General features: G+C 28.9%; 26 protein-coding genes and 1 riboswitch. Of the genes, 13 read left to right on the forward strand and 13 right to left on the reverse strand.

The window, feature by feature from the left end:
* The first annotated feature begins 27 nt into the window (after positions 1-27).
* Complete coding sequence (locus tag ACUV9F_RS00630) at positions 28-651, forward strand: HD domain-containing protein (RefSeq protein WP_446183764.1); 624 nt, start codon at positions 28-30, stop codon at positions 649-651.
* Between the two features lie 29 nt (positions 652-680).
* Here ACUV9F_RS00630 and ACUV9F_RS00635 read toward each other — a convergent pair whose 3' ends face one another.
* Complete coding sequence (locus tag ACUV9F_RS00635; RefSeq protein ID WP_446183765.1) at positions 681-1,127, reverse strand: nucleoside 2-deoxyribosyltransferase; 447 nt, start codon at positions 1,125-1,127, stop codon at positions 681-683.
* A 125-nt stretch (positions 1,128-1,252) separates the two neighbouring features.
* Here ACUV9F_RS00635 and ACUV9F_RS00640 point away from each other — a divergent pair, with 125 nt between their 5' ends.
* Positions 1,253-2,092 carry an aldo/keto reductase gene (locus ACUV9F_RS00640; RefSeq protein WP_446183766.1) on the forward strand — a complete coding sequence of 280 codons (840 nt, stop codon included), beginning with the start codon at positions 1,253-1,255 and terminating at the stop codon, positions 2,090-2,092.
* A 26-nt stretch (positions 2,093-2,118) separates the two neighbouring features.
* Here ACUV9F_RS00640 and ACUV9F_RS00645 read toward each other — a convergent pair whose 3' ends face one another.
* The 3 genes from ACUV9F_RS00645 to ACUV9F_RS00655 all read right to left on the reverse strand — a co-directional run bounded on the left by ACUV9F_RS00645 (position 2,119) and on the right by ACUV9F_RS00655 (position 5,078).
* Positions 2,119-3,225, reverse strand: a complete 1,107-nt coding sequence (locus ACUV9F_RS00645) for an SLC13 family permease (RefSeq protein WP_446183767.1) — start codon at positions 3,223-3,225, stop codon at positions 2,119-2,121.
* 123 nt (positions 3,226-3,348) lie between these two features.
* Positions 3,349-4,020, reverse strand: coding sequence for an ABC transporter ATP-binding protein (locus tag ACUV9F_RS00650; RefSeq protein ID WP_446183768.1), 672 nt, complete (start codon positions 4,018-4,020; stop codon positions 3,349-3,351).
* A complete protein-coding gene (locus ACUV9F_RS00655; protein ID WP_446183769.1) occupies positions 4,020-5,078 on the reverse strand; it encodes an ABC transporter permease in 1,059 nt (352 codons plus the stop codon). Before ACUV9F_RS00655 ends, ACUV9F_RS00650 begins: the two co-directional genes overlap by 1 nt.
* Positions 5,079-5,210: 132 nt before the next feature.
* Between ACUV9F_RS00655 and ACUV9F_RS00660 the strand changes: the two genes are divergently transcribed.
* Both ACUV9F_RS00660 and ACUV9F_RS00665 read left to right on the forward strand, forming a co-directional pair.
* Positions 5,211-5,756 (forward strand): TetR/AcrR family transcriptional regulator, encoded by a 546-nt coding sequence (locus ACUV9F_RS00660; RefSeq protein WP_446183770.1) that lies wholly within the window; start codon positions 5,211-5,213, stop codon positions 5,754-5,756.
* On the forward strand, positions 5,753-6,307 hold the full coding sequence (locus ACUV9F_RS00665) for an LOG family protein (RefSeq protein WP_446183771.1): 555 nt from the start codon (positions 5,753-5,755) through the stop codon (positions 6,305-6,307). Before ACUV9F_RS00660 ends, ACUV9F_RS00665 begins: the two co-directional genes overlap by 4 nt.
* Before the next feature lie 55 nt (positions 6,308-6,362).
* On the opposite strand, the gene ACUV9F_RS00670 is transcribed toward ACUV9F_RS00665, so the two are convergent.
* The 5 genes from ACUV9F_RS00670 to ACUV9F_RS00690 all read right to left on the reverse strand — a co-directional run bounded on the left by ACUV9F_RS00670 (position 6,363) and on the right by ACUV9F_RS00690 (position 11,763).
* Complete coding sequence (locus ACUV9F_RS00670; protein ID WP_446183772.1) at positions 6,363-7,871, reverse strand: AcpB/EbpR/MafR family transcriptional regulator; 1,509 nt, start codon at positions 7,869-7,871, stop codon at positions 6,363-6,365.
* Positions 7,872-8,221: 350 nt separating this feature from the next.
* Positions 8,222-9,763 carry a ClC family H(+)/Cl(-) exchange transporter gene (locus ACUV9F_RS00675; RefSeq protein WP_446183773.1) on the reverse strand — a complete coding sequence of 514 codons (1,542 nt, stop codon included), beginning with the start codon at positions 9,761-9,763 and terminating at the stop codon, positions 8,222-8,224.
* A 40-nt stretch (positions 9,764-9,803) separates the two neighbouring features.
* Positions 9,804-10,670 carry an NAD(P)-dependent oxidoreductase gene (locus tag ACUV9F_RS00680; RefSeq protein ID WP_446183774.1) on the reverse strand — a complete coding sequence of 289 codons (867 nt, stop codon included), beginning with the start codon at positions 10,668-10,670 and terminating at the stop codon, positions 9,804-9,806.
* Positions 10,671-10,691: 21 nt separating this feature from the next.
* Entirely contained in the window at positions 10,692-11,330 is a 639-nt protein-coding gene (locus tag ACUV9F_RS00685; RefSeq protein WP_446183775.1) for an SDR family oxidoreductase, read from the reverse strand.
* A 1-nt stretch (position 11,331) separates the two neighbouring features.
* Positions 11,332-11,763, reverse strand: coding sequence for a GNAT family N-acetyltransferase (locus tag ACUV9F_RS00690; RefSeq protein ID WP_446183776.1), 432 nt, complete (start codon positions 11,761-11,763; stop codon positions 11,332-11,334).
* A 103-nt stretch (positions 11,764-11,866) separates the two neighbouring features.
* Here ACUV9F_RS00690 and ACUV9F_RS00695 point away from each other — a divergent pair, with 103 nt between their 5' ends.
* The 3 genes from ACUV9F_RS00695 (at position 11,867) to ACUV9F_RS00705 (ending at position 15,180) form a co-directional block, all read left to right on the forward strand.
* On the forward strand, positions 11,867-12,631 hold the full coding sequence (locus ACUV9F_RS00695) for a flavodoxin family protein (protein ID WP_446183777.1): 765 nt from the start codon (positions 11,867-11,869) through the stop codon (positions 12,629-12,631).
* A 91-nt stretch (positions 12,632-12,722) separates the two neighbouring features.
* Entirely contained in the window at positions 12,723-13,658 is a 936-nt protein-coding gene (locus ACUV9F_RS00700; RefSeq protein ID WP_446183778.1) for an ABC transporter ATP-binding protein, read from the forward strand.
* Between the two features lies 1 nt (position 13,659).
* Positions 13,660-15,180 (forward strand): ABC transporter permease/substrate-binding protein, encoded by a 1,521-nt coding sequence (locus tag ACUV9F_RS00705; RefSeq protein ID WP_446183779.1) that lies wholly within the window; start codon positions 13,660-13,662, stop codon positions 15,178-15,180.
* Here the strand turns inward: ACUV9F_RS00705 and ACUV9F_RS00710 are convergent.
* Positions 15,155-16,468, reverse strand: a complete 1,314-nt coding sequence (locus ACUV9F_RS00710) for a dihydrolipoyl dehydrogenase family protein (RefSeq protein ID WP_446183780.1) — start codon at positions 16,466-16,468, stop codon at positions 15,155-15,157. The genes ACUV9F_RS00705 and ACUV9F_RS00710 overlap by 26 nt on opposite strands.
* Positions 16,469-16,619: 151 nt before the next feature.
* Between ACUV9F_RS00710 and ACUV9F_RS00715 the strand changes: the two genes are divergently transcribed.
* Genes ACUV9F_RS00715 through ACUV9F_RS00725 form a run of 3 tightly spaced genes read left to right on the forward strand, consistent with a single transcriptional unit; the run spans position 16,620 to position 18,545 of the window.
* A complete protein-coding gene (locus ACUV9F_RS00715) occupies positions 16,620-16,991 on the forward strand; it encodes a GntR family transcriptional regulator (protein ID WP_446183781.1) in 372 nt (123 codons plus the stop codon).
* The gene (locus ACUV9F_RS00720; protein ID WP_446183782.1) at positions 16,984-17,832 is read left to right on the forward strand and encodes an ATP-binding cassette domain-containing protein; all 849 of its coding nucleotides are present in this window, start codon (positions 16,984-16,986) and stop codon (positions 17,830-17,832) included. Before ACUV9F_RS00715 ends, ACUV9F_RS00720 begins: the two co-directional genes overlap by 8 nt.
* Positions 17,829-18,545 (forward strand): hypothetical protein, encoded by a 717-nt coding sequence (locus tag ACUV9F_RS00725; protein ID WP_446183783.1) that lies wholly within the window; start codon positions 17,829-17,831, stop codon positions 18,543-18,545. The genes ACUV9F_RS00720 and ACUV9F_RS00725 overlap by 4 nt, the downstream gene beginning before the upstream one ends.
* Before the next feature lie 26 nt (positions 18,546-18,571).
* Here ACUV9F_RS00725 and ACUV9F_RS00730 read toward each other — a convergent pair whose 3' ends face one another.
* From ACUV9F_RS00730 to ACUV9F_RS00740, 3 genes are all read right to left on the reverse strand, one after another.
* Entirely contained in the window at positions 18,572-19,075 is a 504-nt protein-coding gene (locus ACUV9F_RS00730) for a thiol peroxidase (protein WP_446183784.1), read from the reverse strand.
* Positions 19,076-19,144: 69 nt separating this feature from the next.
* Positions 19,145-20,740, reverse strand: a complete 1,596-nt coding sequence (locus ACUV9F_RS00735; RefSeq protein WP_446183785.1) for an ABC transporter permease — start codon at positions 20,738-20,740, stop codon at positions 19,145-19,147.
* A complete protein-coding gene (locus ACUV9F_RS00740; protein WP_446183786.1) occupies positions 20,733-21,632 on the reverse strand; it encodes an ABC transporter ATP-binding protein in 900 nt (299 codons plus the stop codon). The genes ACUV9F_RS00735 and ACUV9F_RS00740 overlap by 8 nt, the downstream gene beginning before the upstream one ends.
* Positions 21,633-21,798: 166 nt before the next feature.
* Here ACUV9F_RS00740 and ACUV9F_RS00745 point away from each other — a divergent pair, with 166 nt between their 5' ends.
* The 3 genes from ACUV9F_RS00745 to ACUV9F_RS00755 all read left to right on the forward strand — a co-directional run bounded on the left by ACUV9F_RS00745 (position 21,799) and on the right by ACUV9F_RS00755 (position 24,579).
* A complete protein-coding gene (locus tag ACUV9F_RS00745) occupies positions 21,799-22,359 on the forward strand; it encodes a TetR/AcrR family transcriptional regulator (RefSeq protein ID WP_446183787.1) in 561 nt (186 codons plus the stop codon).
* Positions 22,352-22,831: a GNAT family N-acetyltransferase gene (locus ACUV9F_RS00750; RefSeq protein WP_446183788.1), complete on the forward strand. Its 480-nt coding sequence runs from the start codon at positions 22,352-22,354 to the stop codon at positions 22,829-22,831. The genes ACUV9F_RS00745 and ACUV9F_RS00750 overlap by 8 nt, the downstream gene beginning before the upstream one ends.
* 47 nt (positions 22,832-22,878) lie before the next feature.
* A riboswitch (Lysine riboswitch) is annotated at positions 22,879-23,053 on the forward strand.
* A 101-nt stretch (positions 23,054-23,154) separates the two neighbouring features.
* The gene (locus ACUV9F_RS00755; RefSeq protein WP_446183789.1) at positions 23,155-24,579 is read left to right on the forward strand and encodes an amino acid permease; all 1,425 of its coding nucleotides are present in this window, start codon (positions 23,155-23,157) and stop codon (positions 24,577-24,579) included.
* The last annotated feature ends 63 nt before the right edge of the window (positions 24,580-24,642 follow it).

Here is a 24,642-nt window from a genome sequence, read left to right on the forward strand (position 1 = left end):
TAATAATAATTAGAACGGAAATCTAAAATGAATAAAAGAATTATTAATTATAGAAATGAAATTCTCAAAAATGATGAAACAGGACACTCTATTGATCATATTGATCGGGTTGTTGAATTATCAAAGAAAATTTTAGAAACTGAACCAACTGCTGATATTGAGATTACTTTAATTGCGGCAAATATACATGATACAATCGATGAAAAAATTGTTAACGATGTAAATAAATCAAAAGAAGAATTAGTTCTTTTTTTGAAAAAGCAGGGTATCAATGAAGATAATATAGAAAAAATATTGTTTATCATTAATAATATGTCGTATTCTAAAAATCTTGATAATAAAATTCAGTTACCTATTGAAGGACAAATTGTTCAAGATGCTGATAGATTAGATGCAATGGGAGCGATAGGAATCGCAAGAGCTTTTTACTACGGTGGAAGTAAAGGAAACAAAATTTACGATTCAAAAATTAAACCAAGAGAAGAATTAACGCATGAAACATATAGAAATGAAGGAACAGTTATTAATCACTTTTATGAGAAATTATTGTTACTAAAAGATCAAATGAATACCACTGAGGGAAAAAGGATAGCCCAAAGTCGTCATAACTATATGGAAAAATTCTTAAAAGAATTTAAAGATGAATACTAAAAAAACGATTCTCAGAGGAGAATCGTTTTTTATATAATTTCGCCGTTATATTCTTTTTTTTGTTCATTGTCAAAATCAATTTTGCTTAATTCTTCAAAAGAATCGGTGAAATAGTCGGCAGCTTGTAAAATCATAACATTAACAGGATTTTTCTTTTCTTGGAATACTACGATATATTTTTTTCCAACAGCCCAACCAACTTCGAATGCTGTTCCTTCATCCATACCGTGACCTTCAAAGTCATGAATGGCAACTATAGCATCTGCTTCTTGCATGGCATTGATATCTCTATGGTAGACTTCTTTACTCCATTCAAGAGTTAATTCAGGGTAATTAGCTTCTTGATTGTTCATTGGGAGATATATATCACCGACTGTTGGGTTTTTTTGTAGAGCCTCAAAAGCTTTTTGAGCACGATTTCTTTGTTCGTTTTGTTCATCAAAAAATGGACCTGCTAGATAAATGTTTTTTGTCATTATTTTCCTCCAATAAGTATTATTAATATCATAATTGAATAAAATAAAACATTCAATGAGTCTTTTATTAGTAAAGTGAATCGCAGCATGACATAATGAAATTAATATACAAAGGAGGTTTTTTTATGAGTATTATAAACGAATTTTATGAACTTTCTAATGGAGTAAGTATACCTAAGTTAGGGTTTGGAACATGGAAAATCCCTGGTGGACAATTAGCCTATGATGCTACTAAGCAGGCAATAGATTTAGGATATAGAAATTTTGACACAGCAAAAAAATATGAAAACGAGAGTAGTATTGGACAGGCAATAAAAGATTCAAGAATAAAAAGAAAAGATATATTCATATCATCAAAGTTGCCTCCTGAAGTGATGACTTTCCAAGAGGTTTTAGATGAATTTGAAAAATCTATTGAAAATTTAAAAACTGATTATATTGATTTATATTTATTACAAGCTCCTTGGCCATGGAATGACATGGGAAATATTCATGATAGAGATAACATGGAAGTATGGAAAGCATTTGAAAAATTATATAAAGATAAAAAAGTAAGAGCTATTGGTGTAGCCAATTTTGGTGTGTTGGATTTAGAAAATGTTATAAAAGACTCTGAAATTAGTCCTATGGTAAATCAAATCAGGCACTTTGTAGGATTTACTCAACCTAAAATTATGAATTTTTGTGTTGAAAATAATATTTTGATGGAAGCTTATTCACCTTTAGCAACAGGAAATTTATTAACTCATTCAGTAATTGAAGAAATTGCAAATAAATATCAAGTTACTCCCGCACAGATAGCAATAAGATATTGTATTCAACATGGCACACTACCTTTACCTAAGGCTATCGGTAAAGAGCATATCGAAGAAAATGCAAAAGTTGACTTTACAATTCTTCCAGAAGATATGAAAAGATTAGAGAAACTCCCAGATACAGATCCTGATAGCAATATAGTTAAATAAAAAAAGCTGGAATTTTCCAGCTTTTTTTAAATATTTAATAATAATGCGCCAATTACTCCAAACAAAATTAATAACAACACATCTACTACAAAAAATATTATCAAAAATCTTAGGGGTTTGACCTTGAAGAAAAAATTATACTGCTTAAATGTTAATAAATTAGCCATTGAAGCAATTACCGTTCCAAGACCTCCAATATTAGTACCTAAGAATACAGCAGAAACTTCTTTAGTGAATTGAGCTACTAGAATAGTAGAAGGAACATTACTCATGAATTGACTTGTGACAATGCTTGTCAAATAGGTACTCATTTGATCCTGTTCTAAAAATTTAAATAAATTTACGACAGAAGGGATTCTACCAGCATTTCCAACTGCAACTGCAAAACACATAAAGATTAATAATAGTGAATAGTCGACGGTTTCTATTACGTGATAATTTAAAAAGATGGTCCAAATAATAGCTGCAACTAGCGGAATCCAAACGGAAATTATTGAAAAAATACTTAGAAAAAATAATATAGTTATAAAAAAAGTTATTGAAAGTGCTGATTTATTTAATACAATATTTTTTAGTTTGCGAGCATGTATCTCTTGTTTAGGAAACGTTAAAGTTAGTAACAATAAAACGATGAAACTGATTATTGTTATTGGAACTGACATCTTGAAAAATTGTCCCATAGATAAATTGTAATAAGTTAAAACATACAAATTATGAGGATTACCAAAAGGTGTCAAAATACTCCCTAAATTAGCAGATACCGCAATCAAAATAACAGGCATAACCGGACTTATCTTAAGATTTTTTGCCATCTTGTGAAAAAGTGGAACCATAGTAAGAATGGCGATATCATTGGTTAAAACTGACGCTCCAAAAAAAGCTAAGCAGACAATTGCCATCATTAATTGGCGGACGGTCTTAGCTCTTTTTGTTAGACTAGCAGCAATAAATTCTAAAAAATCAAGATATTCATACACTTGAACTAGCAACATCATAGATAAAAGTGATGCTATAGTGTGCCAATTTATATCAGAAATAATATGTGGAGCAGTTAAGAAACTAGTTACAACGGCAGCGATGAAGGCGATTAAAAGAACCTTATCACTGATAATTTTTTTGATAATTACGGCCATTTCATATCCTCTTATTTACAAACAACATGCAGATACTATTATAAGGGTTAAAGATGTATTTGAGAACATAATTTTGAAAAAATATTTATTTTCTGAAAATAAAAAACTCAAGAAATATTGAGTTCACATTTCTTGAGTCATATTACCGTCATCAATTTTGTAAATTTTATCCACAAATTCTAATATTCTCTCATCATGAGTAACCATTACGACAGCTTTATTTTGTTGATGGCTAATGGTTTGTAGCATTTTGACAATTTCAATACCTCGTTTAGAGTCAAGACTTGCAGTAGGTTCATCGGCTAGCAATAAAGTAGGGTTATTTACTAAACTTCTCGCAATTGCGACACGTTGTCTTTGACCACCAGATAATTGATTTGGGAATTTTTTTAAATGTTTTTCTAAACCGACAGATTTTAAAATTTTAAAGTTATTTGTTTCATATTCTTTAATATGGGCAATCTTAGAAATGAAATTTAATTGATCTACAACACTTAAATATGGTATTAGCTCAGCATTTTGAAAAATAAATCCTATTTTATTTAAGCGGATATTTGTTAATTGTTTGTCTGTAACTTTAGTGATATCTTCTTTATCAATAACAATAGAACCACTTGTTGGGTGAAGTAAAGCTCCTGCCATTGTTAAAAAAGTACTTTTACCAGAACCACTAGGACCAATTATGGCTACGAATTCTCCTGAATTAACACTTAAATTTATATCTTTTAAGACTTCAATATTTTCATTACCGTCTTTATATATTTTAGAAATATTTTTTAGATTTAAAACTTCCATTATTTGCTTCCTCCGATTGCAGAGATTGGATCAACTTTTGTAATTTTTACTAGTGAAAGGGATGTACTGATTATTGAGATTATAATAAATAATAGATTTGTGCCAATTAGTGTTAATGAATTTAATTCAAATGGCATAGAGGTAGGCAATGAAGCTTTCATCACAAGTATAAGTATGTCTGAAATAATTAATGCAAGTATAGTAATAATTGAAACTTGAGATATTAGACTGAAGCTTAGATATTTAGTAGATGTACCAAGAGCTCTTAGCGTTCCTAATTGAGGAAGTTTCTCAAGAGTTATTATGTAGAAAAACACACCTAAAACAACTACAGAAATTGCAAATAAAAATCCAATCATCATTAATAATGAGCCTTGCTCTTCAGAGTAACCAGGAATATTTTTTATGATTGTTGAGGTATTAACAACATCAAAATTATTGATGTTAGAAATTTTTTTCTTGCTTACAAGAGTATTAATACCTAAGGTGGATATTTTGCTGTTTTCATTGTTGTTAATATAAATAACTGGAGTATGAGAATAGGATTTATCAGCGGTAAACCCGACTATTTTAAATTCCTTATTGGTGATTGTTTCTTTAACCTTATCTCCAATATGATATCCTAATTTTTTAAGTTTTTTACTTGCAACAATATTTGACATATCTGAATTCGATATATTTTTACCTTCACTTATTTCAGGCTTTAAAAAGGCATTCATATCAATTGCAAAAAAAGATATATCGTTTTTATTGTTTTTATTATTAGAACTTTGAATTGTTCTTTGAGATACGGTTAAAGGTGTAAGGTTATTATTTTTTTGTTTAATTTTTTTTATATCGTCATTGGTTAAATTTGAACGACTAATTCTATTACTAGAATTTTTTTCTAAAACGAAGCTCTGAATTTTGCTAGAACTAATTGCGGATTTTCCATCATTAGAAAGTCCATTTGCCAATCCGGTTATAAACATAACTAAAAAAATTATTAAAAATATTATTAAAGTCAATAAACTGAATTTGATTTTACTGTGTTTGATTTCTTTAAGTGCTAAAAACATAATTATCTCCTTTTTGATTACTGTGGTTAATACTAATACTTATAAATCAACTCACAATAGGCAATATAACTTATAGTGTGAATTAATACACACTTGATGTATAATTATGTATAAATTATCAGGGGGACCATTATGGATAGAAGATCATTGAAAACACAACGAAGTATTGAAAAAAGTTTTATATACTTTTTAGAAGCAAAACCAATTAATGAAATTTCAGTCACAGAAATCACAAAAAAAGCGGACTTAAATCGTAGAACTTTTTATATACATTATAAGGATATTTATGATTTACAAAACAAAACAGAAAAACATGCTTTAACCGAATTCTCAAAAATGGTAGAGGCGTACAATGCCAATGAGAAGAGTATCAAATACTTCACACATGTATTAAACTATGTTTTTGATAATATGAAAGAGCTGGGGATTTTATGTAGAAATAAAGATTCAAATTTAATGAATAATCTTCTTAAATTAACAATAAAAAGAGGGATTGAAATACTCCCTTTTAAAAATAATGATGATGGTAATTATATTTTAAGCTATACATGTTGGGGAATGATTGGATTTATGCACACTCTCATAAAATCAAGAAATAATTTTGATGAGAATACTATAGAAATGATGACTTCTTTAATAAATAATTCTATAAGACCTTACCTAGAGGAGAAAAAATGACTAAAATTGCTGTGTACTGTGGAGCTTCAAAAGGATTTGATAAGAAATATTTAAAAAATACAGTTGAAGTAGGAAAATGGATAGTTAAAAATAACTACGACTTAGTTTATGGTGGTGGTAATAGAGGGCTAATGGGGATACTTGCAGACACTGTTTTAGATTTAGGAGGCAAAGTATATGGCGTAATTCCAACTTTTTTAGTTGATGATGAGCAAGCACATGAAAATCTAACTTCTTTAGAGATAGTTGATACAATGGATCAAAGAAAAGAAAAAATGATGAATTTAGCTGATGCTTTTTTAGCCTTACCAGGAGGTCCTGGAACAATTGAGGAAATCAGTCAATCCTATTCTTGGGCTAGAGTAGGTCAAAATGCTAAACCTAATATTATTTTTAACCAAGCTGGTTACTATGATTCTCTTGAAAAAATGTATGATCAAATGGTTGATTTAGGATTTTTGACGAAGGAACATAGAAAAATGCTTCTATTTTCAGATTCATTTGAACAGATAAATGACTTTATTAAAAACTATGATAGTTTTATTTTCTGATATCAAAAAGCGTCTTTTCCTGATTAGAAAAGACGCTTTTTTGCTGGAAAGTATATTATTCTACTTTTTTTCGAATAACTTCTTCGATTATATTAAAGTCTTCAGGTGTAAACTGATGATTTAAAAGGTAGTAATCTTTGGATTGTTTTCTAAATGCTGGTGAGTCAATGTTGCTGACTATTAAATCATATTGTGAAAGTGGTTGAACCTTTGTTGCTACAACATAACCTAAAGAATTGATACGATTAATTAATCTCATTTGAATTAATTTACTGTGCATCATTTCTCCCTGTATATCTACGCCGATTTTATATGATTTCGAACTGTGATTTGATGCAAACAAAAAAATTAGAAGTAGATTAGTAATGAAACTTTTATTTTGTGACTCATAGTTAGCCATTTCAGGATATTCAGACGTGAAAAAATTATTGATAAATTCTCTTATTGGTTTGAATTTTCGTAAGTCAATAAAATTTTCAAAGCTAGAATCTTCATACATATAAATACCACCATAGTAAATGCTTTGGTTCCAACAAATTATATTAATATAATCAGAAATCTCTTTTTGTAAAAATAAGTCATCACTATTTAGTAATTGATTTGAAATTAATAAATCTAAAATTCTTCCCACAATTCCTGTAATTGGTGAATTAGAAGAATCTTGAATTGTCATTATAGCATTAAATATTTTAGAGTTTATAGGGACGATATTATTTCCCATTAAAAACAATAAGAACATTATTGTTTCTTCGGGAGAATTTTTTAGGTTAAATTTATTAAAAAAAGTATCTAGATATTCAGATAAGTCTTTATAAATAAATGATTTTTGATAAACATTCATAAAACTCAGCTGGGTTGAAAAAGTATAATTAGTTGCAGTAAATGGAAATTCATTCATTAAAGATGATGTATCAATTTTATCTTTTTCATAGCGTTTTTTTACTATTGATAGATAGATTTTTAATAGTAAATTTGCTTCTGGGGAAAGTTTAAGATTAAAAGACTCTTCAAAAAAATCAACTGAATCATTGATTTTTGTATTGGTTAAATTCTCTAATAGATAATCATGTGGGATAAAATTGATGGAATAATCAACGAAGAAATGACGTATCTGTAGTTCAGGACCTTTTAAGGATTTATTAGAAATTTTGAGCTTAAAAACTGATAATAATTCATTTAATTCATCAAGTTTTCTATACAGAGTTGAGTGACTAATACCTAATTCATCTTGTAAATCTAACATGTTAATTTCTTTCTTATAAAAAAGTTGTGAAATCACAGCATAATTAGTTGATTTAGAAAGAAAATAAAAAAAGATATTCGATAGATTTTTTTGATCATTTATTTTTAACAATAGTCTGTTTTGTGTAATATCTAAGGTGAAAAAATCGGTTTCTTTTGAAACATCATCTAAAGATTGACAAATTTTAAAAAGAGTTTTTGGTGTAATACCTAAATAAGTATAACAAGCCTCTTTTGTACAGTTGTTGTTATGACTATTCAAATATAGTAGTAGTTCAAATTTTTTTTCGTCCCAAGAATCTAAAAATTTATTCCTATACATAAATTTCTCCCCATCATATAGACAATATAATTCTATTACTCGTATTTTATCAAAAAATATCATTTTTTTCCTATTAAAAGTAAATATATGGGACAAATAGTAGAAATTATCAAAAAAAACTATTTAAATGAACATACTTGGTATGAATTCAAAAAAACTATTCGTTATACTAGGAACTGTTAACGACGTAGTATAAAAATACGTCTTTAAATGTAAATTCTTTTGGGGAAAAGAATTTTTGGGGACCAGCGGTTTTGGGGAAAACTTAAGGGGAAAGTTTAGTTAGAGTAAGAATATATAAATTCAGAGTGACTGAATAAAAAAACCAACCTTTATAGGTTGGTTTTTTGCTATTCTCTTTTAGATAGAATATCTAATTCTTTTTTAACTTCTGCTCTTTTTTTACTATCAATTAAAACTATAAGTGTATCTCCTGGTCTAATAACTGTATCCCCATTTGGAATAATGTTGTTATCCCCATGTCTAATATAGCTTAACAAAGTCTTTTGAGGCCATTTTATATTTCTAACTCTTTGCTGCGTAAATGAACTGTTTTCGTATATTGGAAATTCAAGTTGATCAATATCACTACTTAGTTGATTAACTTTGTTGATTGATATTTTCTTTTGGAGTAAAGACTCATAGATAGGAGCACCTCCTAATACATCAACTGTTATATAAGCTACTAAAGAAACTACAGCAAGTGGCAATAAATGGGACAAATTACCAACCATTTCTGTTATTAAAATAATTGCTGAAAAAGGAGCTTTTCCTATTCCTGAAAAATAACCGGCCATAGAAAATATTAAGAGATTAGAAATATACTCAGTAGGAAGCAAGTGAAACTGATTCAAAATTAGTCCTAAAATTCCTCCTATTAGTGCACCTAATGTTAAGATAGGAAGAAAAATACCACCTGGTAAACCTGATCCATAAGAAATGATGGAAAAACTAAATCTAAGTAGAAAAATAAAGATTATTAAAAAAAGAGTGATGTGTTGCTGGGAAAGATCCAGAATTAAGGAATTTCCGCCACCTAAAAATTTAGGGGCATAGTAACCAATAGGAACTAAAATAAGTAATGGAATAAATCCATAAAAATAATTTGGAATATTAGCAAATAATTTTTCATAGATATTTGGCATTATTAATGTTGATTTTTGATATATAAAGCCAAGTAATCCGAGAATTATCCCTAAGATTATTAAAATCCAATAATAATTTAATGGGAAACTTTTTGTATAGTGAATATTTAAAACGGGTGTTAAACCAAAAAAATTAGATGAAATAAAATCAGAAAATAAAGAACTTGATAACGCACTTATCCAAACTAAAGGAGAAAAATTGTGATAGACTTCCTCTAAAATAAATAAAGTGCCCGCAATAGGAGCATTAAATGCAGCGGATAGTCCTGCCGCTGCACCACTTGCAATTAATATTCTTTTCTCGGAAGGGTTGGAATTAATTATTTCTGAAGTTCCTTGTCCAATTACTCCACCTAATTGAATTGATGGTCCTTCACGTCCTAAAAACAATCCAGATCCAATACTTAAAATACCAGCAATAAATTTTTTCCAAAGTACTGAAAACCAAGAAACATTTAATTCTCCCATAAGTTGGCCTTCAATTTCAGGAATACCAGAACCTTTAATATTTTGATCAGATTTAATCAATAAAGAAGCTATTACTCCAATTATTAAAAATATAAAAATGAGTATAAATAGATATATGTGATTTGAATGAGCAAGACTAAAAAAAGATATAATAATAAATAACATTTTTTGAATAGCTAATCTAAATAGACTGACGACTATTCCAGTCATTGTTCCGATTAAGGCGCCTTTTAGAATAAATAAAATATTTGTATTGTTGAGTAATTTATTTTTTTTCATATATACATTATAGAACAAAAAAAGACATATAAATGTCTTTTTAATTCCACCATAATTTAATTAATGCCTGAGTACCATCATCACCGAGATTTTTTTCGTCAACTAGTGTTTCATATAATTGAGTAGCAACTTTAGTAGCGGGTAAGTCTATATTCATTTTTGCTGCTTCATCAAGAGCAATTCGTAAATCTTTTAGAAAATGTTTAGCAAAAAATCCAGGAGTAAAATCATCCTTTAATACTCTTGGCGCATAGTTAGAAAGACTCCAATTAGCGGCTGAGCCACCTTTAACAGTGTCAACAATTTTATTCAAATCTAAGTTAGCTGCTTTGGCATAAACTAGTAGCTCGGTCATTCCTGTCATGGTTCCAGCAATCATAATTTGATTTGCCATCTTAGCATTTTGACCAGCACCGTATGATCCAAAGTAATTAAATGTTCCACCAATAACTTCAAAAATTGGTAATAATTCGCCATAAGCTTCTTCATCTCCTCCAACCATAATTGTTAGAGTTCCGTTTTTAGCTCCTAAATCTCCACCAGAAACGGGTGCGTCTATTGCTTTAATATTATTTTTTTCAGCAAATTCACCAATTTTTTTTGCCAGAGTGGGTGTACTTGTTGTCATATCAACTAAGATTTTATCTGAAGTTGCACCAGCAAATATTCCTGAATTAGAAAAATATATATCCTCTACATCTTTTGGAAAACCAACCATACTCATGATAATATCTGAACTTTCGGTTACACTTTTAGGTGAATCAAACCAATTAGCACCTTTTGAAAGTAGAGGTTCTGCTTTTGATTTTGTGCGAGTATATATATTAATGGGATAATTAGCTTTTAATAGATTATTAATTATCCCAGTTCCCATAACACCAGTACCAATAAATCCAATTGTTTTCATGATAATTCTCCTTTTATAAAATTAAAAAGCAGTATTAATATCAGTATCACCATTTACAATAGAGTAATCTTTACGAATAGATTTTTTATTATCAATTAATGAGGACAATACATCGGCTACATCAAAACGAGAAATTTTGGTGTTTTTACTAAAGTCATCAACCGAGATTTTTCCTGTTGGTTGATCATTGGTTAATACACCGGGATGTATGATTGTATAGTCAAGATTTGAACGTCTTAACTCACGATCCGCATAAAATTTTGCTATCATATATGGTTTTATTGGTGAGTCTTTATATTTTTCTCTGTCATCAGCTTGAGCAGAACTCACCATTATGTAACGCTTGATACCAGCTCTTTGGGCTGCTTCCATTGTTTTAACAGCACCATCTAGATCGATTTCTAAAGTCATATCATCGCCTGTTTTACCACCAGAACCTGCGGTGAAAATAATACTGTCGCTACCTTCCAGTGCTTTGGCAATTTCTTCAACTGATGATTGAAGATCAATTAATTTAGAAGGTATATTTTTTTCTTGGAGATTTTCAAGCTGTTCCTTTTTCCTAACACCGGCAGTAAAATTAATATTTTTACTTTGTAATTTTTTAACTAGTAGTTGGCCAATTTGTCCGTTTGCACCAATAATAAACGTGTTTTCCATGTTATATCTCCTTTTTCATGTCATGATGATTAATTCCTGCATCAATATATTGTTCACCAATCACATGATATCCCAGTTTTAAATAAAATTCTTGTGCCTGATCTTGAGCACCTAAAATCAAATAATTAATATGCTTATTTTGGGCCATGTTTTCGATATGTTTTAGTAATTGTTTAGCTAATCCTTTTTTTCTAAATTCTTTGACGGTAGCTACTCTTTGAATATGCCAGCCGTTATCAGCTGTATTGTAAAACCTAGCAGTAACGATTGGTATGGAGTCTTTGTAGCCGACTAAATATGTTGAGTTGCTTTCAAATTCATCGATTTCCATATCTTCAGGCACATTTTGTTCTTTAACAAATACATTTTTTCTTATCTGTAATGCATCTTTATAAATCTGGGAATTTAAATCAGTAGTGATCTTTATCTCCATAAGATTCCCCCTTTTATTAATTTATATCTTTATTGTAGCTATAAAAAATAAAATAGAAACCAAAAAGTATTATAGTTATAATTAAGTTGAAGGAGTTGATTATATGAAAATATTGGGGATTTTGGCTAGCCATCAAAGAAATGGTATAAATGCCCAGCTCTTAGCAGAAGTAATGAAAAATGTGAATGAAAGTTGTGAACAAGAAACAATATTTCTAGAAGATTATAAAATCACCCCAAGAAAACGTGGTGAGAAAAATCTTGTATTAGAAGAATTAAGTGAAAAGTTAATGCAAGCGGATGTTTGGGTATTTGCTGCTCCAACTTATTGGCGTGAATTATCAGGTGTATTAAAAAACTTTTTTGATTGCATGAGACCGAAGTTTGTTTATTTTAAACAAAATGGAGATACAATACCCGGACCATTTAAAAATAAACATTATTTGAGCCTAACTAGTTGTTATGCAAGTAAAACAGAGAATTTTATAACTGGAGTTACTGACGAGAGTTTTAAAACAATTGATAGAGTTATGAGTACTGCTGGTGTTATAAAAGTTGGTGAGATTGTTTTGCCTGGTACATTTGGTATGAAGGAATTACCTGAAAATAAGAAAAAAATTTGTAAAAAATATGGAGAAAAAATTTCCAATAAAATACGAAAGGATGATTCTACTTTGAAAAGATATATACAATTATTTTTTATGATAGCAATAATGGCATTATTAACTATGGGAATTCAAGCAGGATTAGGTAGTGTAGTATCAATGAATAATTTTTGGATAAATTATGTTAGTTTTACTATAATATTCTTTATTTTATTGGCTATTATTTTACACTTTGTGACTTTTATGAAACATAGAAGAAGATAAAAATATAATTTTAAAAAGTACATCGTATGATGTACTTTTATTTTGGGATTAATTAATATATGTTTATAAAGTTAAAAAGTAGAGATTAAATATGATTGAATTTAAAAATATTTCTAAAAATTACGATGATAATTCAGTAATAAGTGACTTGAATTTAAAAATAGATGACAATGAGTTGTTTGTATTAGTTGGCCCAAGTGGGAGTGGGAAAACAACCACTCTAAAAATGATTAATAGATTGATTAAACCAAATAGTGGAAATATATTAGTTGATGGTAAAGATATAACTGATTTTGATTTACGTGAATTTAGATTACATACAGGATATGTATTACAAAATATTGCGTTATTTCCTAATATGACTATTTGCGAAAATGTTGCAATCCAATTAGAACAACTAAAATGGAAAAAAAGAGATATAAAAGATCGTGTAAATAATTTATTAGATCAGGTAGGTTTAGACCATAAAATTTATGCTGATAGATATCCCAGTGAATTATCGGGAGGAGAGCAGCAGAGAGTAGGAATCATTCGAGCAATATCAACAGGACCTAAAATTATTTTGATGGACGAGCCTTTTAGTGCATTAGATCCCATATCAAGAAGACAATTACAAGATATAATTATTAAATTGCACCAAGATATAAAATCTACCTTTGTTTTTGTTACTCATGATATGCAAGAAGCACTTAAAGTTGGAACAAAGATAGCCGTTATGAAAGATGGTGCTATTCAACAGGTCGGAACAACGAAAGAAATTCTTAATACACCAGTTAATGATTTTGTGAAAAGTTTTTTTAAAGATAGTCATAACCTTAAAAATATAACGGCTCAGTATTTGGTGACTATTGATTATGCACAAAAGAAAATTCCTGAGAATGAGAAGTTTATAGAGGTAAGTAACGAAACACCCGTTTTTGAACTTGCTCAAATTTTTAAGGAAAATAAAAATATCAAAGTTGGGGAATGTTTTATCACAATCGATAATTTTTTGAGTTTTATCAGTGATGAACAAATTATAAATTAGTATGAATGAAATAATTAGAACTTTCCAAACGGAAAGAGGTCAAATAATAAAGGCTATTTTTCAACATATAGAAATATCACTAGTTTCAATTTTTATTGCAATACTTATTGCAGTTCCATTAGCAATTTTACTTAGAAAACATAAAAAAATAGCAGAAATCATATTACAAATAACAGGTATTTTTCAAACAATTCCTAGTTTAGCTTTGTTAGGATTGTTAATTCCCTTTGTTGGAATAGGGACGATACCGGCTATTATTGCACTTGTTGTATATGCTATTTTACCTATATTTCAGAATTCTTATTTGGGGCTAGTTTCAATAGATCCTTCACTTAATGAAGCTGCGGAAGCATTTGGATTAACGGAATTTAAAAAATTAGTAAAGATACAATTACCACTATCAAAAAATATGATAATCTCAGGTATTAGAATAGCAACGGTATCAGTTGTTGGAACAGCAACACTAGCAGCACTTATAGGAGCAGGTGGATTAGGATCTTATATACTATTAGGAATACAAACAAATAATAATGCTTTATTAATTATAGGTGCTGTTGCAGCCGCATTATTAGCAATGATATTTAGTTTTTTAATTAAGCTGGTAAGTAAATTGTCATTAAAAAAAATATTTATTATATTAGTATCATTGTTAATAGTTATTACAGGTACAACAATGTTTAATTTGGAAAAATCAGATAATAAAAATATAGTTATAGCAGGTAAAATGGGGAGTGAACCTGAGATATTAATAAATATGTATAAAGACTTGATTCAGGAAAAATCACCTAAAACTCGAGTTATTTTAAAGAGTAACTTTGGCGGAACTATTTTTTTATTTAATGCATTAAAAACCAACCAAATAGATTTATATCCCGAATTTACAGGGACAGTAATGGAATCGTTAATAAAAACTTCTAAAGTAAATCACAATCAGGATAAGACTTATAAACTTGCAAAAGAAGGATTAAAAAAGAAATATAGCATGGCATATTTGTCACCAATGAAATATCAAAATGGATTTGCACTGGTGGTTAAAAAAGATTTTGCACAAAAATATAATCTGAAAAATATTAGTGATTTGAATAATGTATTGTACAGTTTAAAAGCAGGATTTGACAATGATTTTTACCATCAAAAAGATGGCTACAAAGGACTCAAAAAACTATATGGAATAAGAATAAGTGATATAAAAACTTTAGATCCAAGTTTTAGGTACAAGGCATTAATACAAGGAAAAGTAAATATTGTTGATGGTTTTACAACAGATGCTGAAATAAAAGAATATAATTTAGTGGTGTTAAATGATGATAAACAAATGTTTCCTCCATATCAAGGAGCTCCTTTAATGAATCAAGATTTTGCAAATAAAAACCCCAAAGTTGTTAGTCAATTAAACAAACTTTCGGGTAAAATAACTGATGCTGATATGAGAGAAATGAATTATCAAGTCACAGTAAAGCATAAAAAAGCAGATGTCGTAGCTAGACAGTATTTGATTAAAAATAATATTTTAAGTCACTAGCAGGAGATGGGTAGGAAAAAATCATTCTACTCAATTGCTCTTTATCAATATTGTGGTCTGAAATAAAAGTGAGATAGTTAATTATCTCATCACTTATAGATGAATAAACAACAGCGCCTACAAATATATTTTTTTCAAAAATAGTAGTAACTCTAGCGTCACTTTCCTTGATTCTATTAAAGGAATACCAATTTGTTACGTCCTGATCAATAATTTCATATTGATCGGGATTTTTTTTTGCTTCTTCAATGGAAATACCAAATTTTGAGATTTCTTTATTAACAAAGGCCGTCTGAGGTATTTTAGGATATGATACTGCTTTTTGATCACCAAGAATATGATTTGCTACATAAGAACCCTCAAAGGTTGCAACAGGTGTCAATTTTGGAACGGTCTTGCTTAATACATCACCGATGGCATAAATATTATCATTAGTTGTTTGTAAGAATTCGTTTGTCAAAATCCCTTTTTTATCAAAATCTACTCCAGCTATTTCCAGATTAAGATTATCAATATTAGGACGTCGACCTAAGGCGGAAATAGTCTTATTAACTTTTAAATTTAGATTATCAGTTCCTAAAATAGTATCGTTGGTTAATTCTGTTACAGAGGTATTAAAGTGAAAAATAATCCCTTTATTCTCTAAATCGGATATTATTTTTTTCGAATAGGATTCAGGAAAATCTCTTAAGATTTTATCATTGTGTTGAATTATATGAACTTCAGCGCCAGATTCAGCAGCGATATTTGCTAACTCAATTGAAACATATCCAGCACCAACAAATGCGATTTTTGAAGGGAGATTTTCAAATGAAAGAAAATCAGTACTTGTATTGAAATACTCTTTTCCTGGAATATCAGGAATAATTGGTGATTGTCCAGTAGCAATAATAAAATTATCAGCTGTGTAAATTTCGTTATTAACAGATATAGAATTTTTCGAAATAAATGAAGCTTCTCCATAAACAGTATCAATATTATTAGAAGTCAAACTATTTTTAGTTTCAATAGGAATTTTGTTTGTATAAGAAGATTTGAACTTCATAAGATCTTTCCAAATAATTTTTGGAGTACTATCTAATCCAAATCCATTCAGATTTTTCGACTGATTTTTTGCTTGTATTGCAGAATACAACATTTTTTTTGGATCACATCCATAATTTGGACAAGTTCCACCCCAAAGATTATTTTCGACAACAAGCACTGCTTGTTTTTGGTTGAGAGCGTAAGCCGAAGCTAAACCCCCAGGGCCTGATCCAATTATAATTGTTTCATATTTTTTATTCATAATAGTGTCCTCTTTTTTCAATATAACATGTTGATATTTATTTCGTCTATAAAATAAAATTGACAAAAATCATTTACGGGTATACGGTTAATTGCATAAGTAACTAACCAACTAGCTAGGAATGTTATTTTACTTTGAAAGGAATGATTTTGTGTATTTTAAATTTAATGACTCAACACCTATATATCAACAGATCGCTCAACAAATAGAAGATTCAATTCTTAAAGGAATTTATAAAAGTGGAGAACAGATTCCTTCTACGACTGAAATTTCTAAGGAGTACAGAATTAATCCGGCAACAGTTTTAAAAGGGATGAATATTCTTGTAAATAAAGGCTTGATTGAAAAAAAACGTGGTTTAGGGATGTTTGTAACTAAAAATTCTCAAACACAGATTAAAACTACGCATCAAGAACAGTTTTATGACAACTATGTTATTAAGACTACCAAAATGGCTAAAGAATTAGATATCGGTTTAGAAGAACTCCAAAAACTTATTAAAAAGGGGTATGAAGATGAGTGAATTAAAGATAAAAAATATAGAAAAAAGTTATAAAAAGAAGAAAGTTTTAAAAAATATAAATACAATATTCAATGAAAATAAGATATATGGATTATTGGGGAGAAATGGTGCGGGCAAATCGACTTTGATGAATTTAATAAGTAATAGAGAATTCCCGACCGATGGAACGATTACTTTAAATGGTGAAATTGTAACAGAAAATGAAAATGCACAATCACAAATATATTTAAGCAGTGAAAAGAATTTTTTTAATAAGGATTCAAAGGTAAAAAGAATTTTAAAAACGGCAGAGTTATTTTTTGGAGATTTTGATTGGGAGCTAGCAAATCAAATGATTTCAAAATTTGAATTAGATACAAATCTGAGAATAGGCGGACTATCCACAGGTTATAGTTCAATTACCAAACTAATAATTGCTCTTTGTGCTCCTGTAAAATATGTTCTTTTGGATGAACCCATTTTAGGACTAGATGCAAATCACCGAGATTTATTTTATGAATTTATGATGGAAACTTATACAAAAAGGCCAAGAACATTTATTGTTGCTACACATATCATAGAAGAGATGGAACAGTTATTTGAACATATTATTATTATAAAAAATGGTGAGATTGTTGACGATGATATCGATAATTTATTGAATTCAGCTGTGATTTTAGAAGGTAGAGCAGAGTTGATAACCGATATTGAAAACAAATACGATGTTTTTTATTCTCATAGTTTTTCTGAAATAAAACAAATATACATAAAAAATATCTCTATGAATGAGGAATTACCGGATGAAATTAGAATTAAGAGATTAAACTTGCAAGAATATTTTGTTGGGAGGACAAATCAATGAAATTAATGGCAAATATTAAAGAAAGAATAAGAAGAACAGGCTATAGTATAATTACTTTTTATGCATTTCTAGTTACGTTTACTTTGATAATTCCCTTTATAGTAAGTTTATTAAATGATGAACCTATTGTAGTAAGTGATACCATGTATATAATTGTTCCAACATTATTTTATTCGTTATTTGTTGGAGTGATAATGATAAATGCTGGGTTTAATATGGCAATTCAATTTGGTTCAAAAAGAAGTACTATATTTAAGTCTTATGTTGTATCTTCTGTTATTATCTCTTTTGTAATGACTGTGGTTAATGATATTTATTCATTAATATTAGATAAAATTGGTAATGGTGCAAATACAAAAGTGGCAGACATTTTATTTAAAGTTAGTAACTATTCATTTGAGAATAACTTATTAGATTTTTTATTAATAATTTTAGTTTTGAGTTTAGGGATGATAGCAGGATTAATTCTAAAAAGATACAAAAAAGAATATTTAGTAATCATTGCAGCATGTTTGGTGTTTTCACCTATGCTTATAATTTATATATTCAGAAATTTATCTAATGAAATGCAAAACACAATTGTAAGGTTATTAAAAGTAATTTCAGGTGTTCAAGGTCCAAACATATGGGCTTTAATAGGCACGGTAACTGTTTTATATATGCTATGTAATGTTATTTCCTGGGCAATAATTAGAAGACAGCCTGCAAAATAAAAAAGAATTCCAATTGGAATTCTTTTTTATTTTGTATACATCTGATCAATATGATCTAAAACCATTGAATAATTTGGCTCATCTGATTGGTTCTCTAATACTTCTTTATAAGTTATTACACCCTCAGAATTTACTACCCAAACTGAGCGTAAATCAAGGTTTAATTCAGGAATGAATATACTCAGCGCTTTACCGAAATTCTGATTTTTATCAGAAAGCATTCGCATATTTTGAACGTTCTCAGCAGCACACCAATTATTCTGTTGTTCAATTGTATTAGTTGAGATTGTAACAAAATTAATTTCGTTATGATTATCAACTTCTTGATTGAAATGCTTGGTCTGGATGCTACATACTCTTGTATCAATATCAGGAACGACACTTATTAATAGCGGTTTATCACTGAGCAAGCTGTTCAGTGAAACAAGATTATTATTCTTATCAAAGACACTAAAAGATGGCATTTTTGAACCTATTTCGGGTCTATTTCCCGGAACTCTTACTTCTTTTCCATGAAAAGAAAAACTCATAAAATCACGACCTTTCATTATTTAATTCAATCATACGTTAAAAACTACTACTCTACAATTTATATGCTGTTAAAATACGAGATCTCTCTTATTGTATTTCATCAAACTGCTGATCCATAAGAGAAGTGAACCAATAAGAAAAGCAATTATATATTTATTATCTAATGGAGTTATCCAAGTTCTTTTTATTAGTCCAAAAAGTGAAATATCTATCGACCATTTAGGCATTTTAAACAATTTTCCAAAATAATTTACAAAGAATGCATAGTAGAGTATCAACCATATTAAATTATTAAATTTAGATAAGAATGTAATTAAAAAAGCACCTATAGTTAAAATAAACAACATTATTGGAAGGTATGAAATAAATGCATTAAAAAAATGATCAAAAGAAATTGGATTTTTTAAAGTGCTATTTTGGGCATAAAATAGTCCCAATGTTCCTGAAAAAAATGTTAATAAAGTATTTAAAATACCAATAAAAAAGTAGGTCGAAAAGATTTTAGTACGAGATGTTTTTTTGCTGTGAATGAGTTCAAGAAATCCCTTAGTTTCATCTGTTTTGATTCTAAATATAGTTAATAATCCTGGAATAGTAGAAATAACAGAGAAAATCCCTAATATCATAAATGAAAAATTAATAATCATTTTATTCTGCTGCTTGGCAATCATTTGCATAAGTAGTGGATTACTGGAAGCAATTTTTCCAATATCTTTAAAGGCAGAACCGTAGGCTAATCCAGCACAAAATAAAATAAATATCCATACTAACATTGAAGTTAATTGATTTCTAAATATTAAAGATGAAAATCCTGATAATAAAGCAGAAGCCGATTTTCTTCCTTTTAAAGTAGGCAAAATTCCTGTACCAATATCTCTTTTTAGTTGAAGAGAAAAACTGATTACTAAAATGATTATAGTGAATAATATAGTAATAAATAGTGGACTTAGATAGTTTTTATCTGTGACACTAAGTTTGGTTAACCATCCAAAAGGAGTGGACCAAAGTAAAAAGTCCTTTTTATTTTGAGAGCCATTTATTAAAAGTACATAAAAAACAAGAAATGTTGCGTAAGATAAAATATTAGTACCACTAGAAGTATTAGCTAATTGTGCAAATAATATTGTTAGTGTCCCAAAAAAGAGTCCAATTAAACTTATTCCTAAAGAGAAGACAAAACTTGATTCAATACTTAATCCAGAAATATTTAAAAATGTAAGACTTATAAAGTTGAACAAAAAAGTAATAGTAAATAATATACTTAGTTCAAAAAAACTTGCCATCGGCAATGATAATCTACCTATACTTTTTGATAATAATAATTCACTTAAGTTTGAGTCTTCTTGACTGCGAGTATTTTTAATTGCGATGATAATTGAAAAAATAATTGCTAAAATACTACTCCAAACAATCATCATCGAAGAGTAAATACTACCAACAGAATAATTACCATGGAAAGGGCCAATAATTGCTTTCATTGCCGGCTGTTTTATTGTTTCAACAATCGCTACTCTGGAACTGTAACTTTTAAAAACTGCTGGTAATACTGCTGCAACTCCGGTTATTAGTATAAATAAAGATAAAATAGCTCCAACAATTAAAAGTGAATCTTTTTTTAGATATGTGCGTGTTAAATAACCAGTTTTTTTAAATAAATTACTCATTATTATCACCACTCATTTTATAATATTGTAAAAATATTTGTTCAAGTGTTGGCTTAGTACTTCTTAAACTAACTAATCCAAGAGAAGTGAGATAATTGATGGCATTATTCAAATTATCCGCATTAACTTGAAAACTAACTTTATTGTTCTTAATAACTAGATTGGTAATTCCTTTAATATTTTTGATCTCTGTTGGTGAATTTTTAACATTAGCTTCAATAAGAGTGTTTGTTAAATATTGCATTTGTTCAAGAGTACCTGTCTCAATTATTTTTCCTTCTCGGATAATAGAAATACGATCGGCAACTTCTTCAACTTCACTTAAGATGTGGCTTGAAAGGAGTATACTTTTTCCACTTTTTTTAAGAGCTTTTAGATGTTTTTTGAATATTTCTTCATTTAATGGGTCAAGGCCAGATGTGGGCTCATCAAAAATATAGATTTCTGCATCTGTAGAAAAAGCGGCTATTAGGGCGACCTTTTGTCTATTTCCTTTTGAATAAGTTTTGTTCTTTTTTGAAGTATCTAAATCAAAATCATTAATCAAATCATCAGTTAGTGAGGTATGTTTTTGATTATTCATTTTTAATAAAAGATCTATAGTTTCTCCACCAGTGAGATTAGGCCAAAGATAGACATCTCCTGGCACATAAGCAATTTTTTCATGAATCTTTGCTGCATTTGTAAATGCATCTTGGCCAAATATTTCAACTTTTCCTGAAGTGGGATTAAGAATACCAAGTATTGATCTAATAGTTGTAGATTTTCCAGCACCATTGGGACCAATATATCCAAGCACTTCCCCACTATTGAGCGTTATATTAATATCATCTAGTGCTTTAAAGGATTTGAATTTTTTTGTTAAGTGTTCAATTTTTAATTGAATTGTCATCGCGCAACCTCCTAATTAAGCTGAATATTAATACTAAAAAAAATAAAAGTCAATAAATAAATGAACTATTAAAACCTAAAAAGTTCAGTTATTTATTTTGAAAAATAAGCGATTAAATTGTAATATGAACTTTGTAAGTAGATTAGTTCACTTAGGAGAAATGTAGATGAAAAAAGATGAATTAATATTAGATTCAGCTCAGAAGTTGTTTTATAAAAAAGGATATAACAAAGCTAAAGTTGAAGATATTGCTAAAGAAGCAAATGTGTCAAAAGTGACTATTTTTAAGTATTTTGAAAGTAAGAAAAAATTAGCTCACAAAGTTGTGATTAAAGCTATTAGGGATGGATATATAGATTTTAATAAAATTGTGAATAATGACTCGTTGGATTTTAAAGAAAAAGTTAAGCAAATGATTGAGGCAAAATATAAAGGAGCTGAAGAAATAAATGAGAATTTCCGCAATTTTATGTTAGAAGAAATGCAAGATAATAAAGGTAAAAATGAAATTTTAGATGAGTATAATAAAGGCAAAAAAGAATTTTGGAATAATTTTTTCCGTGAAGGAAGAAAAAGTGGGGAACTTCGGCCAGAAGTATCAAATAAAACGATATTGGTATTTATTAATATGTTAATTAACTATGTTGTAAATGATGAACAAAAAAATTCTTTTGATATGATTGAACTCATTGATTTATTTTTTTATGGGGTAATGAAAAATGACTAAAATTGAACTGGAACAATTTAATACTAATGATTTTAGTGATTTTTTTGAGTTGATATCTGATCCAAGTATAAAAAGTGCAGGATTTCCTCAAAATTTAACGGAAAATGTAGCAAGAGCAATGTTTAATGAAATAGTAAATAATCCTTGGTATAACAAGATATTATATAATAATAAATTTGTAGGATTGTTATTTTTAAACCAGAGAGGGCAATCAAAAGATTTAGTTAATACAAGGGAACTAGGTTTTGCAATTGATAAAAATTATAGAAATAAAGGTATTGTCACAGATGCTGTTGAGCTAGCTATTGTATATTCAAAAAAACTCAATATTACTGAGTTGTGGGCGTCTACTACCAAACAAAATGAGGCATCAAAAAAAGTTTTGTTAAAAAATGGTTTTGAATATAAGTATGAAGCGGATATGAGTATATTGGGATTGCAAAATCAACAATATTATATGAAAAAGCTCTAATAGTTATATTTTTATTGAATTAAGAATTTGTATATATTACAATGTCTCTAACAAATAGAGGTGCATTGATTATTAGTAAATAAAAACTGCTGACATAGCAGCTATAGTTTTTATTGAAAGGATGAGATGCCGAAATGGATATTTTCTATGAAAAGTATCTGTTGGGATATTGCTTAATAGGTAATATACTGTCGCAGAAAACTGCGGTGCGCTATTAATAACTGAGATAAGTGAAATTAAACTCTTTGTTATGCGCAATGCATAATAAAGAGTTTTTTAGTTATTATTCGACTATTTGTAATACTTTATAAGTAGGTAAGAATATGAGTAAGAATACAAAAGTGAATAGGTCACTTAAGACAAGACATCTATCGATGATAGCGTTAGGTGGAAGTATTGGAACAGGATTATTTGTTGCCAGTGGGTCGGCGATTTCAACTGCTGGACCAGGTGGAGCGATGGTTGCTTATACAGCAATTGGTATTATGGTATATTTTTTAATGACTAGTTTGGGCGAAATGGCCACTTATATGCCAGTTTCAGGATCGTTTTCGACATATGCAAATAAGTTTATTGACCCAGCTGTTGGATTTGCATTAGGTTGGAATTATTGGTTTAACTGGGCTATTACCTTAGCCGTTGATTTATCAACAACCGCAATTATTGTTCATTATTGGTTGCCCTCAATTCCAGGATGGCTAATTAGTTTGTTTTTTTTAATAGTGATTTTTTTTATTAATATCATTTCTGTTAAGACTTTTGCGGAATCTGAATATTGGATGTCAATGATAAAAGTTGTTACAGTTATTGCATTTTTAATTGTTGGTGGATTGATGATTTTCTTTGGATTTAATGGCAAATCTAGTGTTGGATTGACGAATTTTCACTATAAAAAAGCTCCATTTGTTGGAGGCCTTCCCTCAATGTTGAGTGTCTTTGTTGTTGCAGGATTTTCGTTTCAAGGTACTGAACTTATTGGAATAACAGCTGGAGAATCAAAGACTCCTGAAAAAAGTATCCCTAAAGCAATCAAACAAGTTTTTTGGCGTATATTAATTTTTTATGTATTAGCTATTTTTGTGATTGGAGCTTTGATACCATACACCTCACCAAAATTATTAGGCTCAAGTGTAAAAGATATTGCGATAAGTCCTTTTACATTGGTGTTTGACAAGATTGGATTAGTTGGAGCTGCTGATATTATTAACGTAGTAATATTGATAGCAGTATTATCTGCTGCAAATTCAGGAATGTATGCAGCAACGAGAATGCTATGGTCAATGGGAGAGACAAACTTTGCACCGAGAATTTTTTCAAAGACGAATAATAATGGTATACCAGTCTTTGCATTATTAGTAACGGGGATATTTGGTTTAGCAGTTTTAATGTTAAGCATCGTTGGTAGTAATGTTTATCAATTATTAGTTGCAGCAAGTGGATTGACTGGATTTATTGCTTGGTTAGGTATTGCTTGGTCGCATTATAGGTTTAGAAAAGCATTTATTGTACAAAAAAAGGACCTAGGAATTTTAAAATATAAGGCTCCACTTTATCCATTTGGTCCATTGTTAGCTATTTTTTTAGGAGTCATTGTAATTTTCGGTCAAGATATCAACTCTGTATTATCATTAAATTGGTTTAATTTAATGATTAGTTATATGAGTATTCCATTATTTGTGATATTTTTTATTTATTATAAAGTAAAATATAAAACTAAATTTATAAAATTAGAAGATATTGAGTTGTAAATATGTGTTTAAAAAAGTAAAATAAATTAACGTTAAAATGAATATTAATGTCGGAGGAATTGT

The organism is Daquilactobacillus linshuiensis (genome assembly GCF_052828685.1).

What these genes read in the sequence shown, in the direction of transcription:
- ACUV9F_RS00635 (WP_446183765.1), bottom strand. Translation starts at nt 1,127, where the DNA reads ATGACAAAAAACATTTATCTAGCAGGTCCATTTTTTGATGAACAAAAC.
- ACUV9F_RS00650 (WP_446183768.1), bottom strand. Translation starts at nt 4,020, where the DNA reads ATGGAAGTTTTAAATCTAAAAAATATTTCTAAAATATATAAAGACGGT.
- ACUV9F_RS00745 (WP_446183787.1), top strand. Translation starts at nt 21,799, where the DNA reads ATGAAAAAAGATGAATTAATATTAGATTCAGCTCAGAAGTTGTTTTAT.
- ACUV9F_RS00675 (WP_446183773.1), bottom strand. Translation starts at nt 9,763, where the DNA reads ATGAAAAAAAATAAATTACTCAACAATACAAATATTTTATTTATTCTA.
- ACUV9F_RS00750 (WP_446183788.1), top strand. Translation starts at nt 22,352, where the DNA reads ATGACTAAAATTGAACTGGAACAATTTAATACTAATGATTTTAGTGAT.
- ACUV9F_RS00645 (WP_446183767.1), bottom strand. Translation starts at nt 3,225, where the DNA reads ATGGCCGTAATTATCAAAAAAATTATCAGTGATAAGGTTCTTTTAATC.
- ACUV9F_RS00680 (WP_446183774.1), bottom strand. Translation starts at nt 10,670, where the DNA reads ATGAAAACAATTGGATTTATTGGTACTGGTGTTATGGGAACTGGGATA.
- ACUV9F_RS00725 (WP_446183783.1), top strand. Translation starts at nt 17,829, where the DNA reads ATGAAATTAATGGCAAATATTAAAGAAAGAATAAGAAGAACAGGCTAT.
- ACUV9F_RS00685 (WP_446183775.1), bottom strand. Translation starts at nt 11,330, where the DNA reads ATGGAAAACACGTTTATTATTGGTGCAAACGGACAAATTGGCCAACTA.
- ACUV9F_RS00720 (WP_446183782.1), top strand. Translation starts at nt 16,984, where the DNA reads ATGAGTGAATTAAAGATAAAAAATATAGAAAAAAGTTATAAAAAGAAG.
- ACUV9F_RS00670 (WP_446183772.1), bottom strand. Translation starts at nt 7,871, where the DNA reads ATGTATAGGAATAAATTTTTAGATTCTTGGGACGAAAAAAAATTTGAA.
- ACUV9F_RS00705 (WP_446183779.1), top strand. Translation starts at nt 13,660, where the DNA reads ATGAATGAAATAATTAGAACTTTCCAAACGGAAAGAGGTCAAATAATA.
- ACUV9F_RS00700 (WP_446183778.1), top strand. Translation starts at nt 12,723, where the DNA reads ATGATTGAATTTAAAAATATTTCTAAAAATTACGATGATAATTCAGTA.
- ACUV9F_RS00690 (WP_446183776.1), bottom strand. Translation starts at nt 11,763, where the DNA reads ATGGAGATAAAGATCACTACTGATTTAAATTCCCAGATTTATAAAGAT.
- ACUV9F_RS00740 (WP_446183786.1), bottom strand. Translation starts at nt 21,632, where the DNA reads ATGACAATTCAATTAAAAATTGAACACTTAACAAAAAAATTCAAATCC.
- ACUV9F_RS00665 (WP_446183771.1), top strand. Translation starts at nt 5,753, where the DNA reads ATGACTAAAATTGCTGTGTACTGTGGAGCTTCAAAAGGATTTGATAAG.
- ACUV9F_RS00730 (WP_446183784.1), bottom strand. Translation starts at nt 19,075, where the DNA reads ATGAGTTTTTCTTTTCATGGAAAAGAAGTAAGAGTTCCGGGAAATAGA.
- ACUV9F_RS00735 (WP_446183785.1), bottom strand. Translation starts at nt 20,740, where the DNA reads ATGAGTAATTTATTTAAAAAAACTGGTTATTTAACACGCACATATCTA.
- ACUV9F_RS00640 (WP_446183766.1), top strand. Translation starts at nt 1,253, where the DNA reads ATGAGTATTATAAACGAATTTTATGAACTTTCTAATGGAGTAAGTATA.
- ACUV9F_RS00695 (WP_446183777.1), top strand. Translation starts at nt 11,867, where the DNA reads ATGAAAATATTGGGGATTTTGGCTAGCCATCAAAGAAATGGTATAAAT.
- ACUV9F_RS00630 (WP_446183764.1), top strand. Translation starts at nt 28, where the DNA reads ATGAATAAAAGAATTATTAATTATAGAAATGAAATTCTCAAAAATGAT.
- ACUV9F_RS00755 (WP_446183789.1), top strand. Translation starts at nt 23,155, where the DNA reads ATGAGTAAGAATACAAAAGTGAATAGGTCACTTAAGACAAGACATCTA.
- ACUV9F_RS00660 (WP_446183770.1), top strand. Translation starts at nt 5,211, where the DNA reads ATGGATAGAAGATCATTGAAAACACAACGAAGTATTGAAAAAAGTTTT.
- ACUV9F_RS00655 (WP_446183769.1), bottom strand. Translation starts at nt 5,078, where the DNA reads ATGTTTTTAGCACTTAAAGAAATCAAACACAGTAAAATCAAATTCAGT.
- ACUV9F_RS00710 (WP_446183780.1), bottom strand. Translation starts at nt 16,468, where the DNA reads ATGAATAAAAAATATGAAACAATTATAATTGGATCAGGCCCTGGGGGT.